The organism is Streptosporangium lutulentum, assembly GCF_030811455.1.
Classification (GTDB): Bacteria; Actinomycetota; Actinomycetes; order Streptosporangiales; family Streptosporangiaceae; genus Streptosporangium; species Streptosporangium lutulentum.
Genome location: NZ_JAUSQU010000001.1, coordinates 1,585,548 through 1,607,029, shown reverse-complemented (window position 1 = coordinate 1,607,029; position 21,482 = coordinate 1,585,548). Strand labels below are relative to the sequence as shown.

Annotated in this window: 20 protein-coding genes and 1 riboswitch; of the genes, 9 read left to right on the top strand and 11 right to left on the bottom strand. The window is 68.2% G+C overall.

Annotation, left to right across the window (positions count from 1 at the left end):
- Positions 1–22 precede the first annotated feature (22 nt).
- Positions 23–1,021: an aldo/keto reductase gene (locus J2853_RS06740; protein WP_307556065.1), complete on the top strand. Its 999-nt coding sequence runs from the start codon at positions 23–25 to the stop codon at positions 1,019–1,021.
- A 135-nt stretch (positions 1,022–1,156) separates the two neighbouring features.
- Here the strand turns inward: J2853_RS06740 and xynA are convergent, their stop codons facing one another.
- A complete protein-coding gene (gene xynA, locus J2853_RS06735; protein ID WP_307556063.1) occupies positions 1,157–2,161 on the bottom strand; it encodes an endo-1,4-beta-xylanase XynA in 1,005 nt (334 codons plus the stop codon).
- Positions 2,162–2,997: 836 nt separating this feature from the next.
- Here xynA and J2853_RS06730 point away from each other — a divergent pair.
- Positions 2,998–4,185 (top strand): endo-1,4-beta-xylanase, encoded by a 1,188-nt coding sequence (locus J2853_RS06730; protein WP_307556061.1) that lies wholly within the window; start codon positions 2,998–3,000, stop codon positions 4,183–4,185.
- 97 nt (positions 4,186–4,282) lie between these two features.
- On the opposite strand, the gene J2853_RS06725 is transcribed toward J2853_RS06730, so the two are convergent.
- The 8 genes from J2853_RS06725 to J2853_RS06690 form a co-directional block, all read right to left on the bottom strand.
- Entirely contained in the window at positions 4,283–5,182 is a 900-nt protein-coding gene (locus tag J2853_RS06725; RefSeq protein WP_307556059.1) for an ABC transporter ATP-binding protein, read from the bottom strand.
- The gene (locus tag J2853_RS06720) at positions 5,179–5,991 is read right to left on the bottom strand and encodes an ATP-binding cassette domain-containing protein (RefSeq protein ID WP_307556057.1); all 813 of its coding nucleotides are present in this window, start codon (positions 5,989–5,991) and stop codon (positions 5,179–5,181) included. Before J2853_RS06720 ends, J2853_RS06725 begins: the two co-directional genes overlap by 4 nt.
- Entirely contained in the window at positions 5,988–6,845 is an 858-nt protein-coding gene (locus J2853_RS06715; RefSeq protein WP_307556055.1) for an ABC transporter permease, read from the bottom strand. Before J2853_RS06715 ends, J2853_RS06720 begins: the two co-directional genes overlap by 4 nt.
- Positions 6,842–7,807: an ABC transporter permease gene (locus tag J2853_RS06710; RefSeq protein ID WP_307556053.1), complete on the bottom strand. Its 966-nt coding sequence runs from the start codon at positions 7,805–7,807 to the stop codon at positions 6,842–6,844. Before J2853_RS06710 ends, J2853_RS06715 begins: the two co-directional genes overlap by 4 nt.
- 137 nt (positions 7,808–7,944) lie before the next feature.
- Complete coding sequence (locus J2853_RS06705; RefSeq protein WP_307556051.1) at positions 7,945–9,483, bottom strand: ABC transporter substrate-binding protein; 1,539 nt, start codon at positions 9,481–9,483, stop codon at positions 7,945–7,947.
- 109 nt (positions 9,484–9,592) lie between these two features.
- Complete coding sequence (locus tag J2853_RS06700) at positions 9,593–10,318, bottom strand: DUF1684 domain-containing protein (RefSeq protein ID WP_307556049.1); 726 nt, start codon at positions 10,316–10,318, stop codon at positions 9,593–9,595.
- A 465-nt stretch (positions 10,319–10,783) separates the two neighbouring features.
- Entirely contained in the window at positions 10,784–12,007 is a 1,224-nt protein-coding gene (locus J2853_RS06695) for a hypothetical protein (RefSeq protein ID WP_307556047.1), read from the bottom strand.
- The gene (locus J2853_RS06690; RefSeq protein WP_307556045.1) at positions 12,004–12,489 is read right to left on the bottom strand and encodes a hypothetical protein; all 486 of its coding nucleotides are present in this window, start codon (positions 12,487–12,489) and stop codon (positions 12,004–12,006) included. The genes J2853_RS06695 and J2853_RS06690 overlap by 4 nt, the downstream gene beginning before the upstream one ends.
- Before the next feature lie 525 nt (positions 12,490–13,014).
- On the opposite strand from J2853_RS06690, the gene J2853_RS06685 reads away from it, so the two are divergent.
- A complete protein-coding gene (locus J2853_RS06685) occupies positions 13,015–13,482 on the top strand; it encodes a nuclear transport factor 2 family protein (RefSeq protein WP_307556043.1) in 468 nt (155 codons plus the stop codon).
- Between the two features lie 39 nt (positions 13,483–13,521).
- On the opposite strand, the gene J2853_RS06680 is transcribed toward J2853_RS06685, so the two are convergent.
- Positions 13,522–14,214: a formylglycine-generating enzyme family protein gene (locus J2853_RS06680; RefSeq protein WP_307556041.1), complete on the bottom strand. Its 693-nt coding sequence runs from the start codon at positions 14,212–14,214 to the stop codon at positions 13,522–13,524.
- 238 nt (positions 14,215–14,452) lie between these two features.
- Positions 14,453–14,615, top strand: a riboswitch (cyclic di-AMP (ydaO/yuaA leader).
- Between the two features lie 439 nt (positions 14,616–15,054).
- Here J2853_RS06680 and J2853_RS06675 point away from each other — a divergent pair.
- The 3 genes from J2853_RS06675 (at position 15,055) to J2853_RS06665 (ending at position 17,740) form a co-directional block, all read left to right on the top strand.
- Positions 15,055–15,867 carry a hypothetical protein gene (locus J2853_RS06675; protein WP_307556039.1) on the top strand — a complete coding sequence of 271 codons (813 nt, stop codon included), beginning with the start codon at positions 15,055–15,057 and terminating at the stop codon, positions 15,865–15,867.
- Positions 15,868–16,044: 177 nt separating this feature from the next.
- A complete protein-coding gene (locus J2853_RS06670) occupies positions 16,045–17,058 on the top strand; it encodes an IS630 family transposase (protein WP_307556037.1) in 1,014 nt (337 codons plus the stop codon).
- Between the two features lie 97 nt (positions 17,059–17,155).
- The gene (locus tag J2853_RS06665) at positions 17,156–17,740 is read left to right on the top strand and encodes a CHRD domain-containing protein (protein ID WP_307556035.1); all 585 of its coding nucleotides are present in this window, start codon (positions 17,156–17,158) and stop codon (positions 17,738–17,740) included.
- Here J2853_RS06665 and J2853_RS06660 read toward each other — a convergent pair.
- The gene (locus J2853_RS06660; RefSeq protein WP_307556033.1) at positions 17,721–18,287 is read right to left on the bottom strand and encodes a MarR family winged helix-turn-helix transcriptional regulator; all 567 of its coding nucleotides are present in this window, start codon (positions 18,285–18,287) and stop codon (positions 17,721–17,723) included. The genes J2853_RS06665 and J2853_RS06660 overlap by 20 nt on opposite strands.
- 64 nt (positions 18,288–18,351) lie before the next feature.
- On the opposite strand from J2853_RS06660, the gene J2853_RS06655 reads away from it, so the two are divergent.
- From J2853_RS06655 to J2853_RS06645, 3 genes are all read left to right on the top strand, one after another.
- Complete coding sequence (locus J2853_RS06655; protein WP_307556031.1) at positions 18,352–19,071, top strand: SDR family NAD(P)-dependent oxidoreductase; 720 nt, start codon at positions 18,352–18,354, stop codon at positions 19,069–19,071.
- A gap of 144 nt (positions 19,072–19,215) precedes the next feature.
- A complete protein-coding gene (locus J2853_RS06650; protein WP_307556029.1) occupies positions 19,216–20,193 on the top strand; it encodes a PLP-dependent cysteine synthase family protein in 978 nt (325 codons plus the stop codon).
- Positions 20,194–20,468: 275 nt separating this feature from the next.
- Positions 20,469–21,443, top strand: coding sequence for a Ppx/GppA phosphatase family protein (locus J2853_RS06645; RefSeq protein ID WP_307556027.1), 975 nt, complete (start codon positions 20,469–20,471; stop codon positions 21,441–21,443).
- Positions 21,444–21,482: the final 39 nt, after the last annotated feature.

Here is a 21,482-nt window from a genome sequence, read left to right as displayed (position 1 = left end):
CGTGGTCGCTATATTGTGAAGCATGGAATCGCCGGACATGGAGCCGCCGGGCATGGACGCGCCGGCCCGGCGTCCGCTGGGCCGCACCCGCCTGACGGTGACGCCGCTCGGTCTCGGCCTGGCCGCGCTCGGCCGCCCCGCCTACATCACGCTCGGCCGCGCCGAGGATCTCGGCGACGACCGCAGCGTGGCCACGATGCGGGCGCGGACCTGGGCCGTGCTCGACGCCGCGTGGGCGGCGGGCGTGCGTTACTTCGACACGGCCCGCTCGTACGGGCGCGCGGAGGAGTTCCTCGCCGGCTGGCTGCGCGACCGCGCGATCGCCCCGGGAGCGGCAACGATCGGCTCGAAGTGGGGATACGCCTACGTCGGCGACTGGCGGCTGGACGCCGCGCGCCACGAGGTGAAGGAGCTGTCCGCCACCCAGTTCCGCCGCCAGCTGGACCAGAGCCGCGAGCTGCTCGGCGAGCACCTGTCTCTGTACCAGATCCACTCGGCGACGGTGGAGAGCGGCGTGTTCGACGACGAGGGCGTGCTCGACCTGCTGCGCGCGCTGCGGGCCGAGGGAGTCGCGATCGGGGTCTCGACCACCGGGCCGCGCCAGGCCGACACGATCGAGCGGGCGGTCGAGGCCGGGCTGTTCGACACCGTGCAGTCGACCTGGAATCTCCTGGAGCGCTCGGCCGGCGAGGCACTCTCCCGGGCGCACGCGGCGGGGATGGGCGTGATCGTCAAGGAGGGCGTGGCGAACGGGCGCCTGACCGCCCGCGCGGCACCGGAGGCGCTCGTGACCGCCGCGCGCGAGCGGGGTACGACACCGGACGCGCTCGCCCTCGCGGCCGTGCTCGCGCGGCCGTGGGCCGGGACGGTGCTGAGCGGCGCGGCCTCGATCGAGCAACTGCGCAGCAACCTGAGCGCGGCCGAGACCGGCTGGGACGCGAAACTCGACGAGCGGCTCGCCGGGCTGGCCGAGGACCCCGAGGCCTACTGGGCCACGCGCGGTGCACTCAGCTGGTCCTGAACCTCCAGGCATGGACGAACCGCTGACCGCCGGCCGGAACCCCTCCGCCTTCAAGGCCTGATCGACCACGGCAAGCACAGGCGCGGCGGCCACGGGCCGCCGCGCCACGGGTGCGGTGTTTCGGGTGTTCGGAGGTCAGCTCGCGCTGCAGGAGACCGTCGGCCAGGTCGAGTTGCCGTTGGCCTGGATCGTCGCACCCCAGTTGTTGCCGTTGCCGTTGGGTCTGGCGGTCAGCACCTGGGCGCTGGGATAGGCAGCGCTGATGTTCCACGTAGAGATGATCTTCGCTGGGGAGGGGACGTTCATCGTCACGGTCCAGTTGCTGGAGCCGCTGACCGAGACGTTGAGGTTGTATCGGTCACTCCACTGCTGACCCGCGGACAGCGACGCGGTGCAGCCGCCACCGCCGCCACCGCCACCGCCACCGCCACCGCCGCCGCCGCCGCCGGAGGAGCCGTCCACCGTGATATTGGAGTTCCCGCTGCTCTGATATCCCTCTGTTGCGAGGATCATGTAATCGTGGTTGCCGAGGCTCATTCCGTTACGGGACCATGCGTCAAAGTGGTTTCCGGAGGTTATGGTTCCGCCCGTTTTCTTTGACTGCCGGACACTCCAGTACTGACTGAAGGTTCTGATGCCGTCGATGGAGGGGGCATTGGTTCGCGTCGTCTGGTAGATGTCGTACGTACCGCCGTCGCTGGTGACCGTGCCCTTGTACGTTCCCGTGGGCCTGTAGGTGCCCCAGTTGTCAACGATGTAATACTCCACGAGTGGGTTTCTCGTCCACCCGTAGAGGGTGAGATATGCGTTGCCGGACGGATTGAAACTGCCCGAGTAGTTGACGGTCCTGCGTCCGCCGGTGCTCCAGCCCTTTCCCGCAACGAAGTTCCCGGTGTTTCTCCATGAGGTGCTGTAATTGCCGGCGGCTCCCAGTTCCATGGAGACCGACCCGGCGCTGTCGGTCCAGAACGAATAGAAGTAGCCGTTGTTGGTGCCGGTCTGGTTGGAGGTTATGGCCGCGTTGGCGACGCCGGGCAGCATCGCTATGGCCACGGCCAGCGCCGCGGCGCAGGCACGGCCGATGAGCAGCCTGGTGCGGCCGCGTCTGCGGCTCTTCAGGTGGGCGGGGGCATCGTTCATGTGCGTGCTTCCTCCTCGTGAAGGCTCGCGGGGGGCAGGCAGCGTGATATGACCCGGCGGGGCCGTCGGTGGCCAGGGTGACGACCACCGCGCGTCGGAGTCGTACAACGCGGCGGGGCTGGCCGGTCGTCGTGCGGTCGACGACCGGAGGATCAGGCCACGCGGCGGGTGACCCGGATCGACAGTGGTTGAGGGCTGCCGATGGTGAGAGTGTGAGTTTCACTCCGTCGAGCTGTCAATAACTTTCGGAAACACCTCGGAAACCTGATCTTGATTTAAGATGTGCCGAGAATGCATTCGTCCTGACCAGTGGCCCTGAATGGCTGATCGAATGAGACGCCGGTCGGCGCTACCCCCTGCCGAACAATCAAAATTTGAGCCGGCATTCCTGAAAGTTTCATATATTCACCGAAACATACTGCACGGGATGCGATGAAACAAAGCATGATCGCGACGAGCCCGTCGCGGCGGAAACCGGCAGGCCCGTCGTGGCGAAGACCGGCGCACTCCGCACCGTTTCTTGACCCGGAATCCGATTCGGCCGCCCCATCGGTCCGAGATCGACTCACCCTCCACGGTCGCGGCGCGGACCGAGCCGCCTCCACTCGCGAAGGAACGGAGGGGCGGCACCCTCGATACGTACATGCCCGCGTCACGGCCTCCGCTTCCCCGCTCCCCTTCCCTGAGCGGAGCGAGGCGTTCACGGCCCTTACGAGGGGTGATTTCCGAAACGTTTCGGGGTTACAACATTGCCCTTTTCTCCCATGGAGAGCTTTGCTAACGTTACCTTTCGTTCTTAAACCGAAATTTTCGGGGGCCGATTCCAAGGGAGTTCGATGAAACGTTTCCTGGTCGTCGGTGCCACCGTGCTCATGCTGGCCGGCGTACTGACCGCCGTACCCGTTTCCGCGGACCAGCGGCATCCCACGGTCGCCGAGCAGAGTCTGCGCACGCTCGCCGCCCGCCACAACCTCGCCATCGGCACCGCGATCGACATGGACGCACTGCGCGACGCGGCCAGTCCCCAGTACCGTGCGCTCGCCGCGTCACAGTTCTCCAGTGTCACCGCGGAGAACGTCATGAAGTGGGAGGCGCTCGAACCCACCCGGGGCGTGTACAACTGGGGTCCGGCCGACGAATTGATCGACTTCGCCCGCAAGAACAAGCAGAAGGTCCGCGGTCACGTGCTGGTCTGGCAGAACCAGTTGCCGACCTGGCTCACCCAGGGCGTCAACGACGGGACGATCAGCAACACGGAACTCCGTGACATCCTGCGCAAGCACATCACCACCGTCGTCAAGCGCTTCAAGGGCAAGATCTGGCAGTGGGACGTCGTCAACGAGGCGGTCAGCGACCCGTGGGACAGCCCGTCGTCGATCCACCTGAAGGGCTTCTGGGCGCAGCACCTCGGCCCCGGCTACATCGCCGACGCCTTCCGCTGGGCCCGCGCCGCCGACCCTGAGGCCCTGTTGTTCTACAACGACTACAACATCGAGGCGTTCAGCGACCGCGGCCCCTCCGACAAGACCTGGTACACCTACAACATGGCCAAGCAGCTGCGCGCGAGCGGCGTCCCCATCGACGGCGTGGGCAGCCAGGGGCACCTTGCCACCCAGTACGGCAACTACGACGCCTTCCAGGCGCTCGAAGTGCTCGACGCCTTCTCCGATCTCGGGCTCGCCACGGCGTTCACCGAGGTGGACGTGCGCAGTCTGATGACCGACGGCGTGCGGGCAGGCGACGCCAACGAGATCAATCCCCGTCTCCAGGCGTCGGCGGCGAACTACAGCGTGCTCCTTCAGGCATGCCTGGCCAACCGGCGCTGCCTGTCCTACACCGTCTGGGGACTCACCGACAAGCACTCATGGGTGCCCAGCTGGTTCTCCAACCCCCCGGAGGGCCTGGCCACCCTGTACGACGAGTCCTACCTGCCCAAGCGCGCCTACAACGTCGTCAAGGCCGATCTGGCCTTCGCCGGACCGCCCTACGTCCTGCCGAGGGTCTCGCAGAAGCCCCGACGATGAGCGACACCGGGGCATCCGCCGGCTCGGATGCCCCGTGGCTGCCTCGGTAGCCTGAGGAGGCTGCTCCGTCGCCGAAAAGCCCGAAGGCGACGGAGCGCTAAGCCCCGGCTGGAAGCCTCGGCACGCTGTCGACCAGCTTGCGCGTATAGGGGTGGCCGGGAGAGCCGAGCACCGAGGCGGTGTCGCCCTGCTCCACGATGCGGCCCCGTTCGAGCACCGCCGTATGCCGGCACAACATCGCGACCACGGCGAGGTCGTGCGACACCATCACGACGGTCAGCCCATGACTCTCCCCCAGCTCGGCCAGCAGATCGACGATGCGCACCCGGGTCGAGACGTCCAGCGCGCTGACGGGCTCGTCCGCGAGCAGCACCCGGGGCTCGCACACGATGGCACGCGCGATGGCGATGCGCTGACGCTGCCCGCCGGAGAACTCGTGCGGGTAACGGCGCGCGACGTCCTGTGGCAACCCGACGACCTGCAGCGCGGCGGCGACACGGGGGTCGACCCGCGGGTCGCCCGACCCGGACCGGCGAGCCCCGCCGGGTCCCGCGAAACGCCGGCCCGCATGCGAGCCGTCCGGCCGGTCCTCCGCCATCAGGCCGAGGGAGCGTAGAGGTTCGGCGATGATCCTGCCCACGCGCTGCCGCGGGTCGAGCGAGGAGTACGGATCCTGGAACACGGTCTGGACGGTGCGCCGGAACGCGCGCATCTGCCCGCGGTCCCGCGGCGCCAGCTCCGCGCCGTCGAAAAGGATCTGTCCGCTGGTGGGCCGGGTCAGGCCGAGCAGGAGTCTCAGGAGCGTGGTCTTGCCCGCTCCTGACTCGCCGACCAGCGCGACCCCGCGCCCCGGGGTCACGGCGATCGAGACGTCGGTGAGGACGGGAGCCGCGCCGCGGTAGGCGAAACCCACCTGACGTGCCTCAAGAATGGCCGGGGTCGGCGGGGTCGGCGGGGTCGGCGGGGTCGGCGGGGTCGGCGGGGTCGGCGGAATCATCGTGTGATCCGATCCAGTGCGCTGTCGAGCTCCCGGGCGCTGGCCACCAGGGAGCGGGTGTACGGGTCCCGAGGGGCGTTCACGATGTCCTGGACGATCCCCTCCTCCACGGCGTGGCCGTCCTTGAGGACGAGGACACGGTCGGTGACGGTCGAGACGACCGCGAGATCGTGGCTGATGAACAGCAGGGCCATCCCCCGGGCGGAGACCAGGCTGTCCAGCAACGCGAGCACCTCCGCCTGGACCGTCACGTCAAGGGCCGTGGTGGGTTCGTCGGCGATCAGCAGCGCGGGTTCGCAGGCGAGGGCCATGGCCATGGCGACCCGCTGGCGCTGACCGCCGGAGATCTCATGCGGATACGCCCTCGCGATGCGGTCCGGCTCCGTGAGCCGGACCTCCTCAAGCGCCGCGAGGACGGCCGCGCGCAGAGCGGAGCCGCGCAGCCCGCGCCTTCGCCCGAGGGGCTCGGCGACCTGGCGGCCGACCCTCATGAGCGGGTCGAGCGCCGTCAGGGGTTCCTGGAAGACGACGGTCACGGCCCGGCCGCGCAGCCCGTTCAGGGCTCCCTCGGCCGCGCCGACGATCTGGGTCCGAGGCAGCCCCGGGACGTCCAGCACGATGCTGCCGGACACGGTCATCCCCGCCGGCAGCAGGCCCATGATCGCGAGTGTGGTCAGCGACTTGCCCGAACCCGACTCACCGATCAGTCCGAGCCTCGTGCCCGCGTCGATCGAGAAGGACACGTCGGAGACGAGTTCGCGGCCGTCCGCGGAACGCACCCGGAGTCCCGTGACGTCGAGCAGGCTCATCGCGCTCTCCTCTGGGTCGGGTCGGCCACGTCCCTGAGGCCGTCGGCGATCAGGTTCACGCCGATGACGAGCATGACCAGGAGCACACCGGGAGCGATGGCGCCGACCGGTGACGTGAGCACGGTCGCCTGAGCCGCCTGCAGCATGCTTCCCCAGGACGCGTTCGGCGGTGGAGGGCCCAGCCCGAGATAGGACAGGGACGCCTCGGCCAGTACGGCGAGACCGAGCTGCAGCGCGAGGTTGACCAGGAGCGTCGGCCAGATGTTCGGCAGGATGTGTCCGGTCACCACGCGCGGCCAGGAGGTTCCCGAGGTGCGCGAGGCCGTGATGAAGTCCTCCGACAGCACGCGTTTGACGAGCACCCGGGTCAGCCGGGCCACGATCGCGGACATCGCCAGCCCGATCGCCAGGATGGCCGAGCCGAGAGAGGCGTCCCGTACGGCGACCACGAGCATGGCCAGCAGCAGGGTGGGGAAGGCGATGAGGATGTCGAGCAGGGCCGAGATCGTGTCGTCGAGCCACCGGGTGGCGAAGCCCGCGGCCAGGCCGCCCGCGACTCCGAGGACGCCGCCGAGCGCGACCGACCCGATCCCGACCGTCAGGGCGATCCGCGCGCCGATCATCAGCTGGGTGAGCAGGTCCCTGCCGAGTTTGTCCGTGCCGAACAGGTGGGGCAGGCCGGGGGGCATGAGCCGGTCACCCGAGGTGTCGGCCGGGTCGTACGGAACCCAGAAGAGAGAGACGACCGCGACGGCGACGATCGCTCCGACGAGCACGCAGCCGATCACCAGGGTCGTGGACCGGCGCGGGCGCGCCGGGGCGCGGAGGGCTCCGGTTTCGATCACGGCGCTCATCGCGCGTTCCCGGAGACGGTGCCGCGCAGCCGCGAGTCCATGATCCGCTGGGCGAGGTCGGCGAGGAACCCGATCACCAGAACCCCCAGGGTGCTGACGAACAGGACGCCCTGGATGACCGGATAGTCATGCTGCGCGATCCCCTTGATGAGCATGCTGCCGAGCCCCGGAAGGGCGAACACGCTCTCGACCACGACGGCGCCGAGAAAGGTGGTGGCGAGCTCGATCCCGAGGATCGAGACGACGGGAACCGCCGCGTTGCGCAGGCCGTGACGCCACATCGCCCCGGTGAAGGAGGATCCGAGCGCCCTGAACGTCCGCAGGTAGTCGCTGCCGAGCACGTCCAGCGTGGCGGAGCGGACGTAGCGGATGAGCGACGCGGACATGACGAGGGCGATCGTGACGACGGGCAGGGCCAGTGAGGTCAGCGCGTCGGCCGGGTCGGCCCAGTCGTCCCGCGGGAACCCTCCGGCCGGCAGTACCCGGAGCCGGAGCGAGAACACCGTGATCAGAAGCATCCCCACCCAGAAGGCCGGCACCGCGATCCCCAGCTGGGACAGCCCGCCGAGCAGCGAGCCGTACCAGGTGCCGGAGCGATAGGCCGCGACGAAGCCGACCGGCAGGGCCACGACGACCGCCAGGAGAAAGGACAGCAGGGTGAGGGGAACGGTGACGGCCAGTCGCGAGGCGATCTCCGGGCCGACCGGGAGGGTGCTGACGAAGGAGGTGCCCAGGTCGAGGGTCATCAGCCGGCCAAGCCAGGAGACGAACTGCTCCGGCAACGGGAGATCCGACCCGACCTGGTGGCGGGCGGCCGCGAGCTGCTCCGGGGTGGCCCCGATCGACAGCAGCGAGTTGGCGGGGTCACCGGGCAGCAGGCGCAGCAGGAGGAACAGCAGCACGCTGGCCAGGAACAGCGAGACGACGAGGAAGACCACTCGCCGCAGCAGGTAGACGGCCATGGCGGGTCAGGCCGCCGGCCCGGGGCGGGACGCCCCGCCCCGGGCCGGCCGTACGGGACGGCGGACCGGGACGGGGCGGACCGGGGCGTGCTGAGCGGACATCGGCTCTTCGCGACGGCCTGGACGTGGAGCGGGCATCAGCTCTTCTTGATGGTGTAGGCGTAGAACTGCGAGTTCAGGCCGTTGAGGGGATAACCCGACAGCGACGACGACGCCACGACGATCTGCGGATAGAGGTAGAGCCAGTCACTGGCGGCGTCCGCGGCGATCTGCTGGTTGGCCTTCTTGAGCAGAGCCGCCTGCTCGTCGGTCGTGTCCGACTGCTCCGCCTGGTTCACCAGCTTGGTGACCTCAGGGTTGTCGTATCCCCAGTAGAAGTCGGGATTGCCGTACCAGACGACGTCGCGGTCGTTGACGTGCTCCTGGAGCGTCGCGGCGAAGTCGTGGTCCTTGAAAACCTTGGTGTACCACTCGTCCGCGGTGATGACGTTGATCGTGACGGTGATGCCGACCTTGGCCAGCTCGCTCTTGATGAACGTGGCCGCCGTGGGATGCGGGTCGTAGTTCGGGGTGTCGAGCGTGAAGCCGAACCCATTGGCGTAACCGGCCTCCGACAGCTGCTTCTTGGCCAGTTCCACGTCGTAGGGGTTCACCGTGGTCAGGTCCTCGTACCACGGGTCGGTCGGCGGGACCATCGAACCGATCAGGGTTCCGTAGTCGCCCCAGATCGAGGTGAGCAGCTTGCGGTTGTCGATCGCGGAGGTGACGGCCTTGCGGACGAGGGCGTTGTCGAAAGGCTTCACCCTGTCGTTGAAGGCCAGAAGGAGCTTGGTCGTCGAATGACCGTTGTTGACCTTGTAATCCTCGTTGCCGCTGAACTGGGCCAGGGCGTCCGGGCTCTGCTCGCTGGTCACGATGTCGACGGCGTTGGTCAGCAGCGCGTTGTTGAGGGCGGTCGCCTCCGTGAAGTAGTGGAAGACCACCCCCTTGTTCGTCGGGGGCGTGCCCCAGTAGCCCGCGAACAGGTCCAGGCTCAGCGAGGAGCCCCGCTTCCACGTCCCGAGTTTGTAGGGACCCGTGCCGTCTTCCGAGGTCGTGAGGTTCTTCGCCTGGTCGTTGATGATCCACACGTAGCTGAGGTTGTAGACGAACGAGATCGACTTGGTGGCCAGTTTCACGGTCACCGTGCTGTCGTCGGGAGTCGTGATGCTCTTGACCCCGGCGAAACTGCTCTTACGGGCGGACTGCGAGTCCTTGGCGAGGACCTTCTCGATGCTGTACTTCACGTCGGCGGAGGTGAGGGGGTCACCCGAGTGGAACGTGACACCGTCCCGCAGCGTGAACGTGTAGGTGAGGCCGTCGGGGCTGACCTTGTAGTCCTTGGCGAGCAGGTTCTCGACCTTGCCGTCGTCGCCGAGCCTGAACAAGCCTTCGTAGACGTTCCCGTTGAACGCCTCGGTCACCCCCTGCCCGCCGCCGCCCGTGTTGTCGAGGTTCTGGGGTTCGTAGAGCGAGCCGATCTCGATCGTCGCGTTCGGATCGTACGAGCCGGTCGGCGACGTGCTCTCCGAACCGGCCGACGAGGCGTTGCCGGAGCCGGAGCCGGAGCCGCAGGCGGTGAGGGTCAGCGCGACCATGAGGGTGGCGCCGACGAGCGACGCCATCTTGCTTTTCACTGTTTCTCCTGATCGATGGCCGTACGGCCGGGCATGATGGGCGGCCTGAACCTCACCGGCGTCGCGGGTGCGTCCCCGTTCGCCGGCTCGGCGCGGTCTCGGTGCCGCCTCAGTGGATCTCGTAGCCGTCGAGGAACACCGGAAGCCTCTCGCCCGCGTCGACGGCGACGTGAAAGCGGTTCTGCGGCGGCGGCAGCGGACAGTTGTAGTGGACGGAGAATCCGCACGGCGGGACGAAGGCCCGGTTGAAGTCGAGCACGACCCGGTCGCCGCCGGGCTCGCGCCGCACGATCAGGAACCGGCCGGCGGCGTAGGTGCTCACGCCGTTGGTCTTGTCACCGAAGACCAGGAGCAGCGTTCCGTCGTCGTCGAACGCGCTCAGCGAGTAGGCGGTGCCGTGCAGGTCGAAGGTGATGTCGCCGGGAACGACGAGCTCACGGGTGCCGCCGTTGTCACGGATGTGCTCGAACGGGATGCGGCGCGACCCGGGCACCGGGGTGAAGGTGGCCTCGATCACCCAGTCCGGGTCGAACGGGAACGCCTCGACGGTGTCGAAGTGCCGGATCGACGGCGCGTCCGCGTCCCAGAGGCGGATGCCGCGCTCCACCTCGCCCGTGTCGATGTTCCGTCGCTCCAGCCTGGTCGCCGTCACGCTGTCCGGCCGGCCGGACAGCGCGTCCTCGATGGACTCGTCCTGGCCACTCGCCTGCCAGCGGGTCTCGACGAGCGCGAGGTTGCCCGTGGGCGTGACGAGGGAGGCCAGCCGGGACGCCCGCCAGGCGTCCCAGCCGGTACGCGCGGAGTCGATCGTGCGCGCGGAAGCCAGTGCGGACATGGTTGTGAACAGCTCACTTCATTCTGGGCAGGCGAACCTGCCGATCATGTCGGGTACGGAGGCGTCGCCGACGACGGGCGCGATACGCACCGTTGACGATTTTCCCGCTAAGCCTACCAAAATAGTGGGATACGTCCAATTCCGGACATATCCCCGACTCCGGGCAGCGGTCCGGCGCGGGTTCCGCCGATGTATCCGATCTTCACCGTGCCGTCCCCCGGAGTCCTCACCTCCGTGAGAGACCAGCAACGCCGTGACCACGCCGAATATTTCCCAGTGAGGTGATCTCGGCGAAATGGTTCGGGCTCTCGTACCGCACCGTTACAGCAGGTCGCCCACGCAAGGATCGTGCTCGACGCCGCTCTCCCGCGACCCGCGCCCTGACCGCCCTCGACCTCACACGATCGAAAACGAGACGAACGCCGCTACGCCGGAGCCCGTGACCATCGTCCCGGTGCCACGACCCTACGGCCCTGGCACGGTCTCGTCCCCGGCCTCCTTGGGGATCGTCCTCCAGGTGGGAGCCACTGACACACCATGTCGGCGCAGGTCCAGCAGGATCGGCCGGGTGCGCTCCCACAGCAGACGAATGATCTCGCTCTGGACATCGGCCAGCTCGAGAGCGGTTCGCACGTCCTCGGAGAGCTCGGGATCACCTCCGGCCATCTGCGGCAAGAAGTCGCGCAGGTACCGTTTGCGCAGATCGGAGGGTGGGTGAGAGCCGAGCTGACGGGCGTTCTCGTCGCCGGTCTGCAGCAGAGCGACAGCGCGGTCCATGACATCCAGCGCGTCGAAGAACAGACTGATACCAATGAAACCAAAGGGGATGTCCTGATCCTCGTGATCAATGAGCGCGTTGATCGACAGAACCATGCCGAACCAATCCGCGTCGAGCTCCTGACGCCACGAGTAAGCCAGCACCTCGGCCTCGCCGGCCGGTAGGACACCCTTGCGCGACTCGGCGATGTCCAGGTGGCCCAGCAGGATGTGGGAGTACTCGTGACCCAGAACGAAGTATTCGAGGGAGTCGCGCATCATGGAGGCGAGATTGAGGTAGCCCGGCGGCACCATGTGGTGGGCGGCCTGACCGACGCCCCCTGTGACGGCGTAGGTGATGACGATGTCCGCGAACTGCTCGGCGACCTCGGGTCTGGCCTCGATCCGCTCGGTCACGGGAGGCATGCCCCACTCGAAGGTCATCATGCCGTTCGCGTCGCTTGGGCCGGCGGGTATGGCCCAGGCGACGGCCTTGCTGAGCTTGGAGGCGAAGAGCAGCATCTCGTCTTCGAAGAGCACCAGATAGTCGCCGGAGCGGCCCGGCACGCGCATGCTCACGGCGTTGAGCTGTCCCGTCTGCAGATAGCCGATGAGCGGACTCAGGGGCGCGAGATCCACACCCTTGATACGGGCGGCCGCGGTCTGTTCGATGTTGTCCTGCAAGCCGGCCAGCATCTCGTCATTGCCGTGATGACTGCGCGCGAAATGCTGCTCCACCAGCGCTCGGATCTCCGGATCCCGGGCATCTTCGGGGTGCAGGCTCTCACGCAGGAACCGGTTCACCGTATCGCTCGGATCAGCCCGGTCGACGAGGGCAGAGGAGTCGGAGGAGATTCCAAGCGCGGCCTGGTTGTGAGCGCGAAGGTGCTCGAGGAAACGCCGCGCTTCTTCGTGAGACCGGCGCGCATTCATCTCTCACCTGCCGGAGGCGGGATCTCGACCGTCTCAACCTCCACCTCGGAGTCGAACATCGCCGTGACCGTCTGCGCGATCTGCTCCGCGCTGTCGGCGCCACCGGACAGCAATTCGGGGAGGATGGAGATCACCTTGCCGAACATGCCCTCCGGTTCCTTGACCTCGACGGTCACCTTGCCGTCCTCGGCAATGATGACCACCGTTCCGAAAACCACCTCCGGGGTGCGGTAGAACGCCTTCGGCGCGCCCGGTCTCAGGTCGATCACCTGACCGCCCTTGTGCTGCTCCAGAACATGCACCACGGCGCCGACCGCGGTCACAGCGCCCACCAGGATCAGGGTCACGGTGACCACAGGCTCGATGCCGCGGCGCGGGACCTCTTCCACCTCGACGTTCTGGAGTGCTGCCAGCGCACGGGCAGCCGGCACTTCGGACGGATCAAGGACGACGATGTGCTGCGTCTGCGGTGAACCGGTCACCTGATCCCCCTTCGGGGGGCGGCGATTACGCCATACCATCAGCGTGCCACTTTGATCGACAGTTCGTTGCTCGTCCGTCGGGGGATCTCGTTCAGCAGACGTTCGTAGGTCGGACCTCCCGTGGTTCAAGCCCTGCTCGCGGCCTGATGCCTGACGAGCTCCGGCCGGATTCCCTCCCGCCGGACAGGACGGCGATCGAAGTTCTGGTAGCCGGAGGATGATCAGGACGGCGCCCGGCGCACTTGATCGCCTGGCCGGTCCAGCGGCTCGTCATTCTTGTCGCCGCACCCGATCCGGCACATCATCCCTGACCCGCGATACGTCCCATTGCGGCTGGGGGTTCGGGTGATCCCTGACGAGAACGCGTTTCCCGCACCGGCCGGCATCCGCCCGGTCGCCGACGCGCCGTCGTCATCGGTGACGAACGCCGGATGAAACCGTACTCTGACCAGGGAAGACGGCGAAGCGAGCGGAACCACTCCGGCGCTTTTCGAAGCACCGTCACACACGTCGTAAGGAGAGAAGATGGCGACGCATCCTCCGCTTCCCCCGTTCACTCGCGACGCCGCCATCGAGAAAGTCCGGTTGGCGGAAGACGCCTGGAACACCCGCGAACCGGAACGCGTGGCTCAGGGATACACGCCGGACTGTCACTGGAGAAATCGCGCGGAGTTCGTGAACGGACGCGACGAGATCATCGCTTTCCTCACGCGCAAGTGGACGAGAGAGCTGGACTACCGGCTCATCAAGGAACTCTGGGCCTTCGACGGCAACCGTATCGCCGTGCGCTTCGCCTACGAATCCCACGACGACTCGGGTAACTGGTCTCGCTCCTACGGCAACGAGAATTGGGAATTCGACGCGCAGGGGGTGATGGTCGCGAGGCACGCGTCCATCAACGACCTTCCCATCGAGGAGTCGGAACGCGCCTACCACTGGCCGCTGGGGCGCCGGCCGGACGCCCATCCCGGGCTGAGCGAGCTCGGTTTCTGACGGACCCTCGCGGGAACCGCACCCGTCCGCGACCGCCTTTCACCGTGATCGGGCGAGCCTGAACCCGAGGTCGTCGATGCGAAGGGTCGGGTGACTCTTGCGGCGGCACGACGCCCGGCACGATCGGGGCTGATCGTACAGACCTCCGCCGCGGAACACGCGGTACGGGCCGTAGACGCTGGGATCGTAGAGGTCCCAGCACCACTCCCACACGTTGCCGATCATGTCGTAGAGCCCCCACCTGTTCGGCGCCTTGGTCGCGACGTCGTGCATCTCCTCACCGGAGTTCCCGCGGTACCAGGCGATCTCGTCCAGCTCCCCGTAGCGGACGCCGGCGCTTCCGGCCCTGCAGGCGTACTCCCACTCCGCCTCGGACGGGAGGCGATAGCCGTCGGCGTCCCAGTCGCAGACCACGTCCTGCCCGTCGGGGTCGTCGCCCATCGAGTAGCAGGGGTCGAGCCCCTTCGACTGCGAGAGCAGGTTGCAGAACCGTACGGCATCCATCCAGGAGACCTCGGTCACCGGCGTCCGCGGCCCCGCCGCACTCGCGGGCGCCTCGCCCAGAACGGCGTGGTACAGCTCGCGGGTCACGGGATACGGCGCCAGCCGGAAGGCCCCGACCTCGGCCTTCCAGTTCGTCTTCGTACCCTCGTCCCGCAGGATGATCGCCCCGGCGGGAATCTCGATCATGCGGTCGGCGACCGCCTGGCGCGGCGTCGATTCAATGCTCATCGCAGGTCCTGTTTAACATGATCGGTTCGTGTCAACGACATTCGGAGGCAACTGATCATGAACGCTACCACCCAGGCCAGGGGGTAAGCGGCCCCGCGGGCGCGGTGGCCGACGGTCGGAATCAGGGCCAGAAAGGTAGATCTTTGCAATTTTGGGGGTTTTAGTTTGCTTTGTCCATATTTGAGGTTAGTGTCTAGTTTCAGTAAACGGATGGTGACACGACCTTCAAGCGGAAGGCCGCCGTCCGGCGCCGAGTCCGGTGACATTCCATGCCGCCGGAGCCGAGGACCCAACTACGCGGCTGATCGCCGCAGGGGGCGAATCCATCCCGACGCGGATGGTAGGGCGACTCCTGGCCCGAGCCCGACAGCTAACCCGGTAGGCGTTCAAGGAATGGAGAAATGCGTGACGATCACAGCATCATCCGCCCTCGGATTCGCCGGACCGATCTTAATCGGACGGCATCGGCGCTGATTCGCGTTCCCGGCCCGAATGTGACGCCGTTCTCACGGTGAATCGCGCACCCGGCCGGTCCTCGTCGGTAAAACCCTGTTTCAGGAACCGTGTCCGATGAGGCCGTTCGTCCGGTCCCGACACAACCGGGTCACTCCCCCGGCCGGCCCGTCGCCCTCGCGCGGCAGCGCCCGGCTTCGCCGTACTCCAATGGCCCTCCCACCGGCGTCCCCTCGCCGGGCTGAGCGCCTCTTCCCCCGCGCCGCCGGGCCCTGACGACCACGGGCCCTGAGATTTCCGCGGGAAGGCCCCTGTTCCCTTTCGAAGGACCCCTCTCCCATGAAGTTCTCCGAGGTTCTCAACCGGAAGCGCTGTACCCTCGCCCGAATGTGCACTGGTTCCCATGCCCGGATCGCGGCGGGCGCGGTCGGCACCTCGCTGCTGAGCACATGCCTCCTCGGCGTCGGCAGCGCGTCCGCCGCGGCACAGCCGGCCGGCGAGGCACAGCCACCCGCCGCGGCACAGCCGAACGGCAAGACACAGCCGGCCACCGCGGCACAGCCGAACGGCGAGGCACAGCCACCTGCCACGGCGCAGCCGAACGGCAAGGCGCAGCCGGCCACCGCGGCACCGCCTGCGGGCGAGGCCGCAGGCAAGGCTTCGACCTGCCTCGCGGCGTCGTCGGCGAAAGCGTCAAAACAGCTCCGCACGCTGGGCGCCGAGCAGAAGGCCAACGCCGCCATCGTCATCGAGATGGCGTCCAAACTCGGGCTCCCCACCCGCGCGGCCGTCATCGGGGTGGCCACGAGCCTGCAGGAATCCCAGCTGCGCAATCTCAACTACGGCGATCGCGACTCCCTCGGGCTGTTCCAGCAGCGCCCGTCCCAGGGCTGGGGAACCCGCAAGCAGATCCTCAACCCGAAGTACTCGGCGCGTAAGTTCTACCAGGGGCTGGCGACCGTCTCCCATTGGAAGCGGCTCCCGCTCACCCAGGCCGCGCAGGCCGTGCAGCGCTCCGGATTCCCCGATGCCTACGCCAAGTGGGAAAAGCTCGCCAAGCACGTCGTCCGCTCTCACTCGTGCAGGCCCGCTCCCGCTCAGCAGCCGGCCGCAAACACTCAGACGGTCGCCTTCGAGCAGCAGTACGCCATGGATGTTCCAGCCGGCCGGATCCCGCACCGGCCGGAGTTCGCGGAGTAACCCCGGACGACCACGGCGGGCTGAGGCCCACCGCGAGGGCGGTATGTGCCGTTGTGCACACTCGACGCTTTATGTGGATTTGTACGCTAACACCGGCAGCTACTGAGCCGATCATAAGTTTTGGTACTTGTTGGGTGGCGGTGGGAGATCGCGTTCCGGCGGGGACATGCTTGGAGTATGGCCAGAAAAGGTCGCAGAGCGACGTTCGAGGAGAAGGTCTTCGCCCTCCGGTTACTGGGAGGGAGCATGTCACCGGATCGGGTGGCTGAAGCACTGGGAGTAGGCCGCGAATCGGTGTTTCGGTGGAAACGCCAGGCGCGGGCGGGCGGTATCGAGGCGCTACGGATCAAGAAGGCGCCGGGCCGGCCACGGCGGCTCACCCCCGGCCAGGAGCAGACCATCAAGGCGGTGGTCCGTGACGTCACCCCCCGTCAGGTACTGGGCACGGCCGTTGTGCTGTGGACCAGGGCGCTGGTGGCGATGGTGATCGCGGCCTGGTTCGGGATCGACCTGTCGGTGACGGCGACCGGGCGGCTGCTGCGCGGGCTGGGCCTGTCGCCACAGCGTCCGGCCTACGCCGCACTCCGGCGTGATCCGGCGGCCATCACCGGGTGGACGACGGTGGCCTTCCCGGCAATCTGCCGCCGGGCGCGCAGACGCGGGACAGTGGTGTTGTTCGCCGACGAGATGAGCATGCGTGTCGATCACCGCTGCGGCACCACCTGGGCCCTGGTGGGGCAGACGCCGGTCGTGTCAGCCGGGGCGGGTCGCCGGTCGGTGAAGATGTTCTCGGCGGTCGGGGCCGACGGCACACTGCGCTATCGGCTGGGACACGGCGCGATGGACCGGTGGGCGTTCCTCGGGTTCTGCGCGCAGCTGCTGCGCACCATTACCGGGCCGATCGTTTTGATCGTCGACGGCTCGTCGATTCATACCGCCCGAGCGGTCGGTGATTTCGTCGCGCGTACCGGCGGGCGGCTGCGGTTGTTTTTCCTGCCCGCGTATGCGCCGGAGGTCAACCCCGATGAGTGGGTCAACCAAAACGTCAAGGCCCGGGTGGCGCGCCAGGCGGTCGCCGATGAGCATGAGCTGGCCGCGGCTATGCACCGCAGCATGCGCCGGCTGCAAAAGCGTCCCGACATTGTCCGGGCCTTCTTCGCCGATCCGCATCTGGCCTACATCAGCCCATAACACGGATAGTCCCAAAACTTACGATCGGCTCAGTACCTCTCCTAATGTCTGCGATGTCGGCAAGGAGCCGCACAGCAAACCCAAGGAAGAGGTTCCGATGAACGCATTCGAGCAGGTTGACGGCGGACGCATCTCGCGGCGGCGCGTACTGGGCCGGGTGGCGTTGGGCGCGGCGGCCGCGGCGCTGGCCGTCGGCGCGGTGGCGGTACCGGCCGGGGCGGCCACCGCCACGGCGTCCGCCGGGGTGAGCGCCACCGCCGCCACGTTCACCGGCGCCGAGGCGAGCCAGGCCAAGAGCTACTACTTCGCCTCGGTGCTCCTCGGCAGGAACGAGGTTCGAGCGCCGGGCAAGAAGGTCAACGACCGCAACGGAGTGGCGGTCGCGAAGTTCCGCATCCAGGGCAACCGCATGTACTACATCGTCCAGTGGAAGAACGTCTCCAAGCCCACCGCGTTCCACATCCACCGCGGCAAGGCCGGCACCAACGGTGACGTCGTCATCGACCTGCTGTCCAACGGCAAGACCCGCGGCAACATCAGCTCCGGCTCCGTCGTGGTCAAGAACACCGGCGTGCTCAACGGCATCAAGGCCAACCCGAAGAACTGGTACGCCAACCTGCACACCACCCAGTTCGCCGACGGCGCGGTCCGCGGCCAGCTTCTCAAGGGCAACCGCTGGTAGCCGCCCCCTCAGGCTCGACCGTGCGGAGTCTGACGTCGGCCGTCAGTTTCTCCAGCAAGCCGATGAGTGAGGCGCGTTCGGACTCGGACAGGCAACTGACGAGCGCCGCCTCGCGGCCGAGCACCACGTCGACGGAACGCTCGATGAGCGCGTGTCCCTCGGCCGTCAACGACACCAGCACGGTCCGACGCCCGGTCGCGCCCGGCGTTCGCCGCACGAGTCCGTCCCGTTCGGCCCGGGCGACCCGCTGGGAGATCGCGCCGGCGGTCACCAGCGTCCGCCGTGCGATCTCACGGGTGCTGAGGGTGTAGGGCGGCCCGGAGCGGCGGATGACGGACAGCAGGTCGAGAGTCGCGGCATCGATTCCCTCCGCTCGCAGAACCCGGCCGCGGTCGTCCGCGAACAGCTTCGCCAAGCGCCAGATGGGCGTCACGACCTCGATCGACTCGGTTGGGGTGCCGGGCCGTTCGCGTTGCCAGGCCGCCGCGATCTCCGCGGCGGGGTAGGCGGGAACAGGGTCCCCCGCCGGTGAAACGGCATCAGCCATGGTGCGGTCCTCTGTCAGCGGCAGCTATGTTTAGATCTAAACATACTATCGAGCAGGAGGAACCTTGACCCGCATCGTGCTTGTCACCGGGGGCGGCAGCGGCATCGGCCGCGCCATCGCCGCGAGATTCGCCGCCGACCACGCCGAGGTCTTCATCACCGGACGGCACGCCGACTCCGTCGAGCGGACCGCCAAGGAACTGAGCGTGCACGGCGTGGTCTGCGACGCGACTCAGCCCGGGCAGGTCGAGGCACTGAGCACCCGGCTCGGCGAGACACTTGACGTACTGGTCAACGCGGCCGGCGGCCTGGCCGACGCGGCACCCGCCGACGCCTCGCCTCTGGAGGCGCTGTTCGCCCAGTGGCAGGCCGCCCTGTCCCAGAACCTGCTCAGCGCGGTCCTGACCACCGCCTCGGTCCAGGCCAAGCTCGTCCCCGGCGGCTCGGTCATCAGCATCGGCTCGATCGGAGCGGAGCGTCGAGGCGGTTCCTACGGCGCGTCCAAGGCCGCCCTCGCCGCCTGGAACGCCTTCCTCTCCGCCGAGGTCGGCCCGCGCGGCATCACCAGCAACGTGATCTCCGCCGGCTACATCGCGGGCACCGGCTTCTTCCGCGGGCAGATGACGGACGAACGCCACGGCGCACTCGTTCGGGAGACCCACGACAAGCGGCCGGGCACGCCGGACGACATCGCCGAGACCGCCTATTTCCTCGCCTCTCGCGGCGCCAGGCACATCACCGGCCAGACCATCCATGTCAACGGCGGCGCATTCACGACGCGATAGCGACACCGGCCCGCTGGGAACCGCGCGGCGTGACGTTCACCTCGACGGCGAGCCACTCGAACCGGACGTGGCCGCACACGGCCACCGGCCTCGGGCTTTCACGGTGAATGTCACCGGCCTTGATCGTTTTAATAGGGTGGAGCGGTGAACTGGAACACGCGAGCGCTCGACGTGCTGGCGGTGGGCGAGCCCACCCCGCTGATCGGCCTCCCGGTATCGGCCCCCGGCGTCAGGCTGCTGCTGAAGGATGAGTCCGCGCAGCCGACCGGGAGCCTGCGGCACCGGCACGCCAGGGCGCTGTTCCGCCAGGCCGTGCTCGACGGGTCGATCGCCGAGGGCGCGACCGTGGTGGAGGCGACCGGTGGCAACGCGGCCGTGGCACAGGCCTGGTTCGCGCGGCGGCTCGGGCTGCCGTACATCGTGGTCATGCCGGGCGAGCGCAGCCAGGCGCGGGCGCGGCCGGTGGAGGAACTGGGCGGGGAGTGCCGGTTCGTGACGCCGCCGCCGGCGATCTACAACGCCGCACGGGAGATCGACGGGCACTTCCTGGACCAGTTCGGCCGGGCCGCGCCGCACGACCTGGCGGAGGAGTTGTTCGGGCAGGTGCGGCCGGACTGGGTGGTGACGGGTGCGAGCACCGGAGCGACCTCGGCCACCCTCGGCCAGTGGATCCGGTCCCACGGTGAAAGCTGCCGCGTCGCAGTGGCGGATCCCGAGAATTCGGCCTATTTCCCGGGATGGACCCTCGACGCGCCCGACTACGGCACCGGGATGCCGTCACGGATCGAGGGCATCGGACGGCCACGCGTCGAGCCCGGCTTCCAGCCCGACCTCGTGGATCTGATCGTCCCCGTGCCCGACGCGGCCGGTGTGGCGGCGGCCCGGCACATCCGCGAGGTCACCGGACTGCCGGTTGGCGCCTCGTCGGGCACCGCGTTGTGGGCGGCGCTGGAGTTGGTCGAGCGCATGCGGGCCAGGGGCGAGACCGGCACGGTGGTGTCGCTGATCGGCGACGCGGCCGACCGGCATCTGGCGACCTGTCACGACGACGGATGGGCCGCGGGGAAAGGGTTGGACATCGGGCAGTACACAGGCACGCTGTGGCAGCGCACCGGCTTGTAGTCTCCGGGGTGCGGCGTGTCGGCGCGGCGCCGCGCTTTGGTCGCCGGCCTCCTGGGCAGGTGGGAGCGACTCGCCGACGCCGGAGCGGATTCACCGCCGATCAGGGCCTCACTGTGAGATCTTGATCGAAGAGGGCCCGTGCTCTACCTGGTCGATCGGGTCGCCGCCGTTGAAGTCGTCTCCGCGGACGCCGCCCGGCCGGGTGAAGCCGCTCGTGGCGGAGAAGTGACGTGAGCGGGGCGTCCACAGGTGTATCGGACAGAAAGGCGGTGCGAATGCGGCAGGCGGGAGTGTTGGACGTCGGGTGCCACAGTGCTCTGCTCATGGTGGTCCGGCCCTCGCGGGTGAATTCGGGGCTGGAGACGGTGATGTCCCGCAAGGTGCGGCTGGCGCTGCACCGGATGCTCACCTCGGACGGACGGGTGAGCGAACGCGGAGTGCGCAGCGTGCAGGGGGCGGTGTCCGAGGCGATGGGCGCGAGGGAGGACTCGCGGCAGGAGGTGTTCGCGTTCGCCACCTCCGTCATCCGGGACGCGCCCAACCGCGATGAGGTCATCGCCCGGGTCGCCCGCGCCACCGGCACCCACCTGCAGGTGATGTCAGGCCAGGAGGAAGCGCGACTGGCGTACGTGGCCGCCCGTCGCTGGGCGAAGCACGCGACCGGTCCGCTGCTGGTCCTGGACGTCGGCGGCGGCACAGTGGAGATCGCCTTTGGCACCGGCGACCAGCCTCACATCGTGCACTCGCTGCCGCTCGGCGCCAGAAGGATCACTCGTGAGTGGTTGCCCGACGGCGTCTGCTCCTCCAAGAGGCACCTGCAGGAGGTGCGACAGCACCTGCGTCGTGTTCTGAGCGACCTGCCCGGCCTGCCACGGGTCCAGCGGGGCGAGCACGTGCTGGCCTGCTCCAAGACCTTCACGCAGCTCGCCCGGCTCGCCGTCGCCGTCCGCGGCAAACCTGCGCGCACCCGCCGGCATCTGGTCCTGCCCGGCCTCCGGGCATCGCTCGCCCTGCTGGCCGGCACCGACACGGCCGACCGCGGTGACCTGCCGGGCATCAGTGACCACCGAGCCGAGCAGTCCCTGGCCGGAGCGCTGGTGGCCGAAGCCCTCATGGAAGCCTGCGGGGCCACCCGCGCGGAAATCTGCCCCTGGTCCACCCGGGAGGGACTGCTGCTGGAACACCTGGGAGTGACGTCGGGAGGAAGAGGGCGCTCCCTGCCTCCTCGCCCGTACCAACGTCACCGGTGATGTTCCGCTCCGGGTTTTGATCCCTCACCGCAGGGGTCG

Coding starts and splice junctions, on each gene's coding strand:
- J2853_RS06665 (WP_307556035.1), top strand. CDS start 17,156: ATGAACGCATTCGAGCAGGTTGACGGCGGACGCATCTCGCGGCGGCGC.
- J2853_RS06680 (WP_307556041.1), bottom strand. CDS start 14,214: ATGAGCATTGAATCGACGCCGCGCCAGGCGGTCGCCGACCGCATGATC.
- J2853_RS06720 (WP_307556057.1), bottom strand. CDS start 5,991: ATGAGCCTGCTCGACGTCACGGGACTCCGGGTGCGTTCCGCGGACGGC.
- J2853_RS06670 (WP_307556037.1), top strand. CDS start 16,045: ATGGCCAGAAAAGGTCGCAGAGCGACGTTCGAGGAGAAGGTCTTCGCC.
- J2853_RS06715 (WP_307556055.1), bottom strand. CDS start 6,845: ATGAGCGCCGTGATCGAAACCGGAGCCCTCCGCGCCCCGGCGCGCCCG.
- xynA (WP_307556063.1), bottom strand. CDS start 2,161: ATGAACGATGCCCCCGCCCACCTGAAGAGCCGCAGACGCGGCCGCACC.
- J2853_RS06740 (WP_307556065.1), top strand. CDS start 23: ATGGAATCGCCGGACATGGAGCCGCCGGGCATGGACGCGCCGGCCCGG.
- J2853_RS06660 (WP_307556033.1), bottom strand. CDS start 18,287: ATGGCTGATGCCGTTTCACCGGCGGGGGACCCTGTTCCCGCCTACCCC.
- J2853_RS06675 (WP_307556039.1), top strand. CDS start 15,055: ATGTGCACTGGTTCCCATGCCCGGATCGCGGCGGGCGCGGTCGGCACC.
- J2853_RS06645 (WP_307556027.1), top strand. CDS start 20,469: ATGCGGCAGGCGGGAGTGTTGGACGTCGGGTGCCACAGTGCTCTGCTC.
- J2853_RS06700 (WP_307556049.1), bottom strand. CDS start 10,318: ATGTCCGCACTGGCTTCCGCGCGCACGATCGACTCCGCGCGTACCGGC.
- J2853_RS06725 (WP_307556059.1), bottom strand. CDS start 5,182: ATGATTCCGCCGACCCCGCCGACCCCGCCGACCCCGCCGACCCCGCCG.
- J2853_RS06730 (WP_307556061.1), top strand. CDS start 2,998: ATGAAACGTTTCCTGGTCGTCGGTGCCACCGTGCTCATGCTGGCCGGC.
- J2853_RS06685 (WP_307556043.1), top strand. CDS start 13,015: ATGGCGACGCATCCTCCGCTTCCCCCGTTCACTCGCGACGCCGCCATC.
- J2853_RS06710 (WP_307556053.1), bottom strand. CDS start 7,807: ATGGCCGTCTACCTGCTGCGGCGAGTGGTCTTCCTCGTCGTCTCGCTG.
- J2853_RS06695 (WP_307556047.1), bottom strand. CDS start 12,007: ATGAATGCGCGCCGGTCTCACGAAGAAGCGCGGCGTTTCCTCGAGCAC.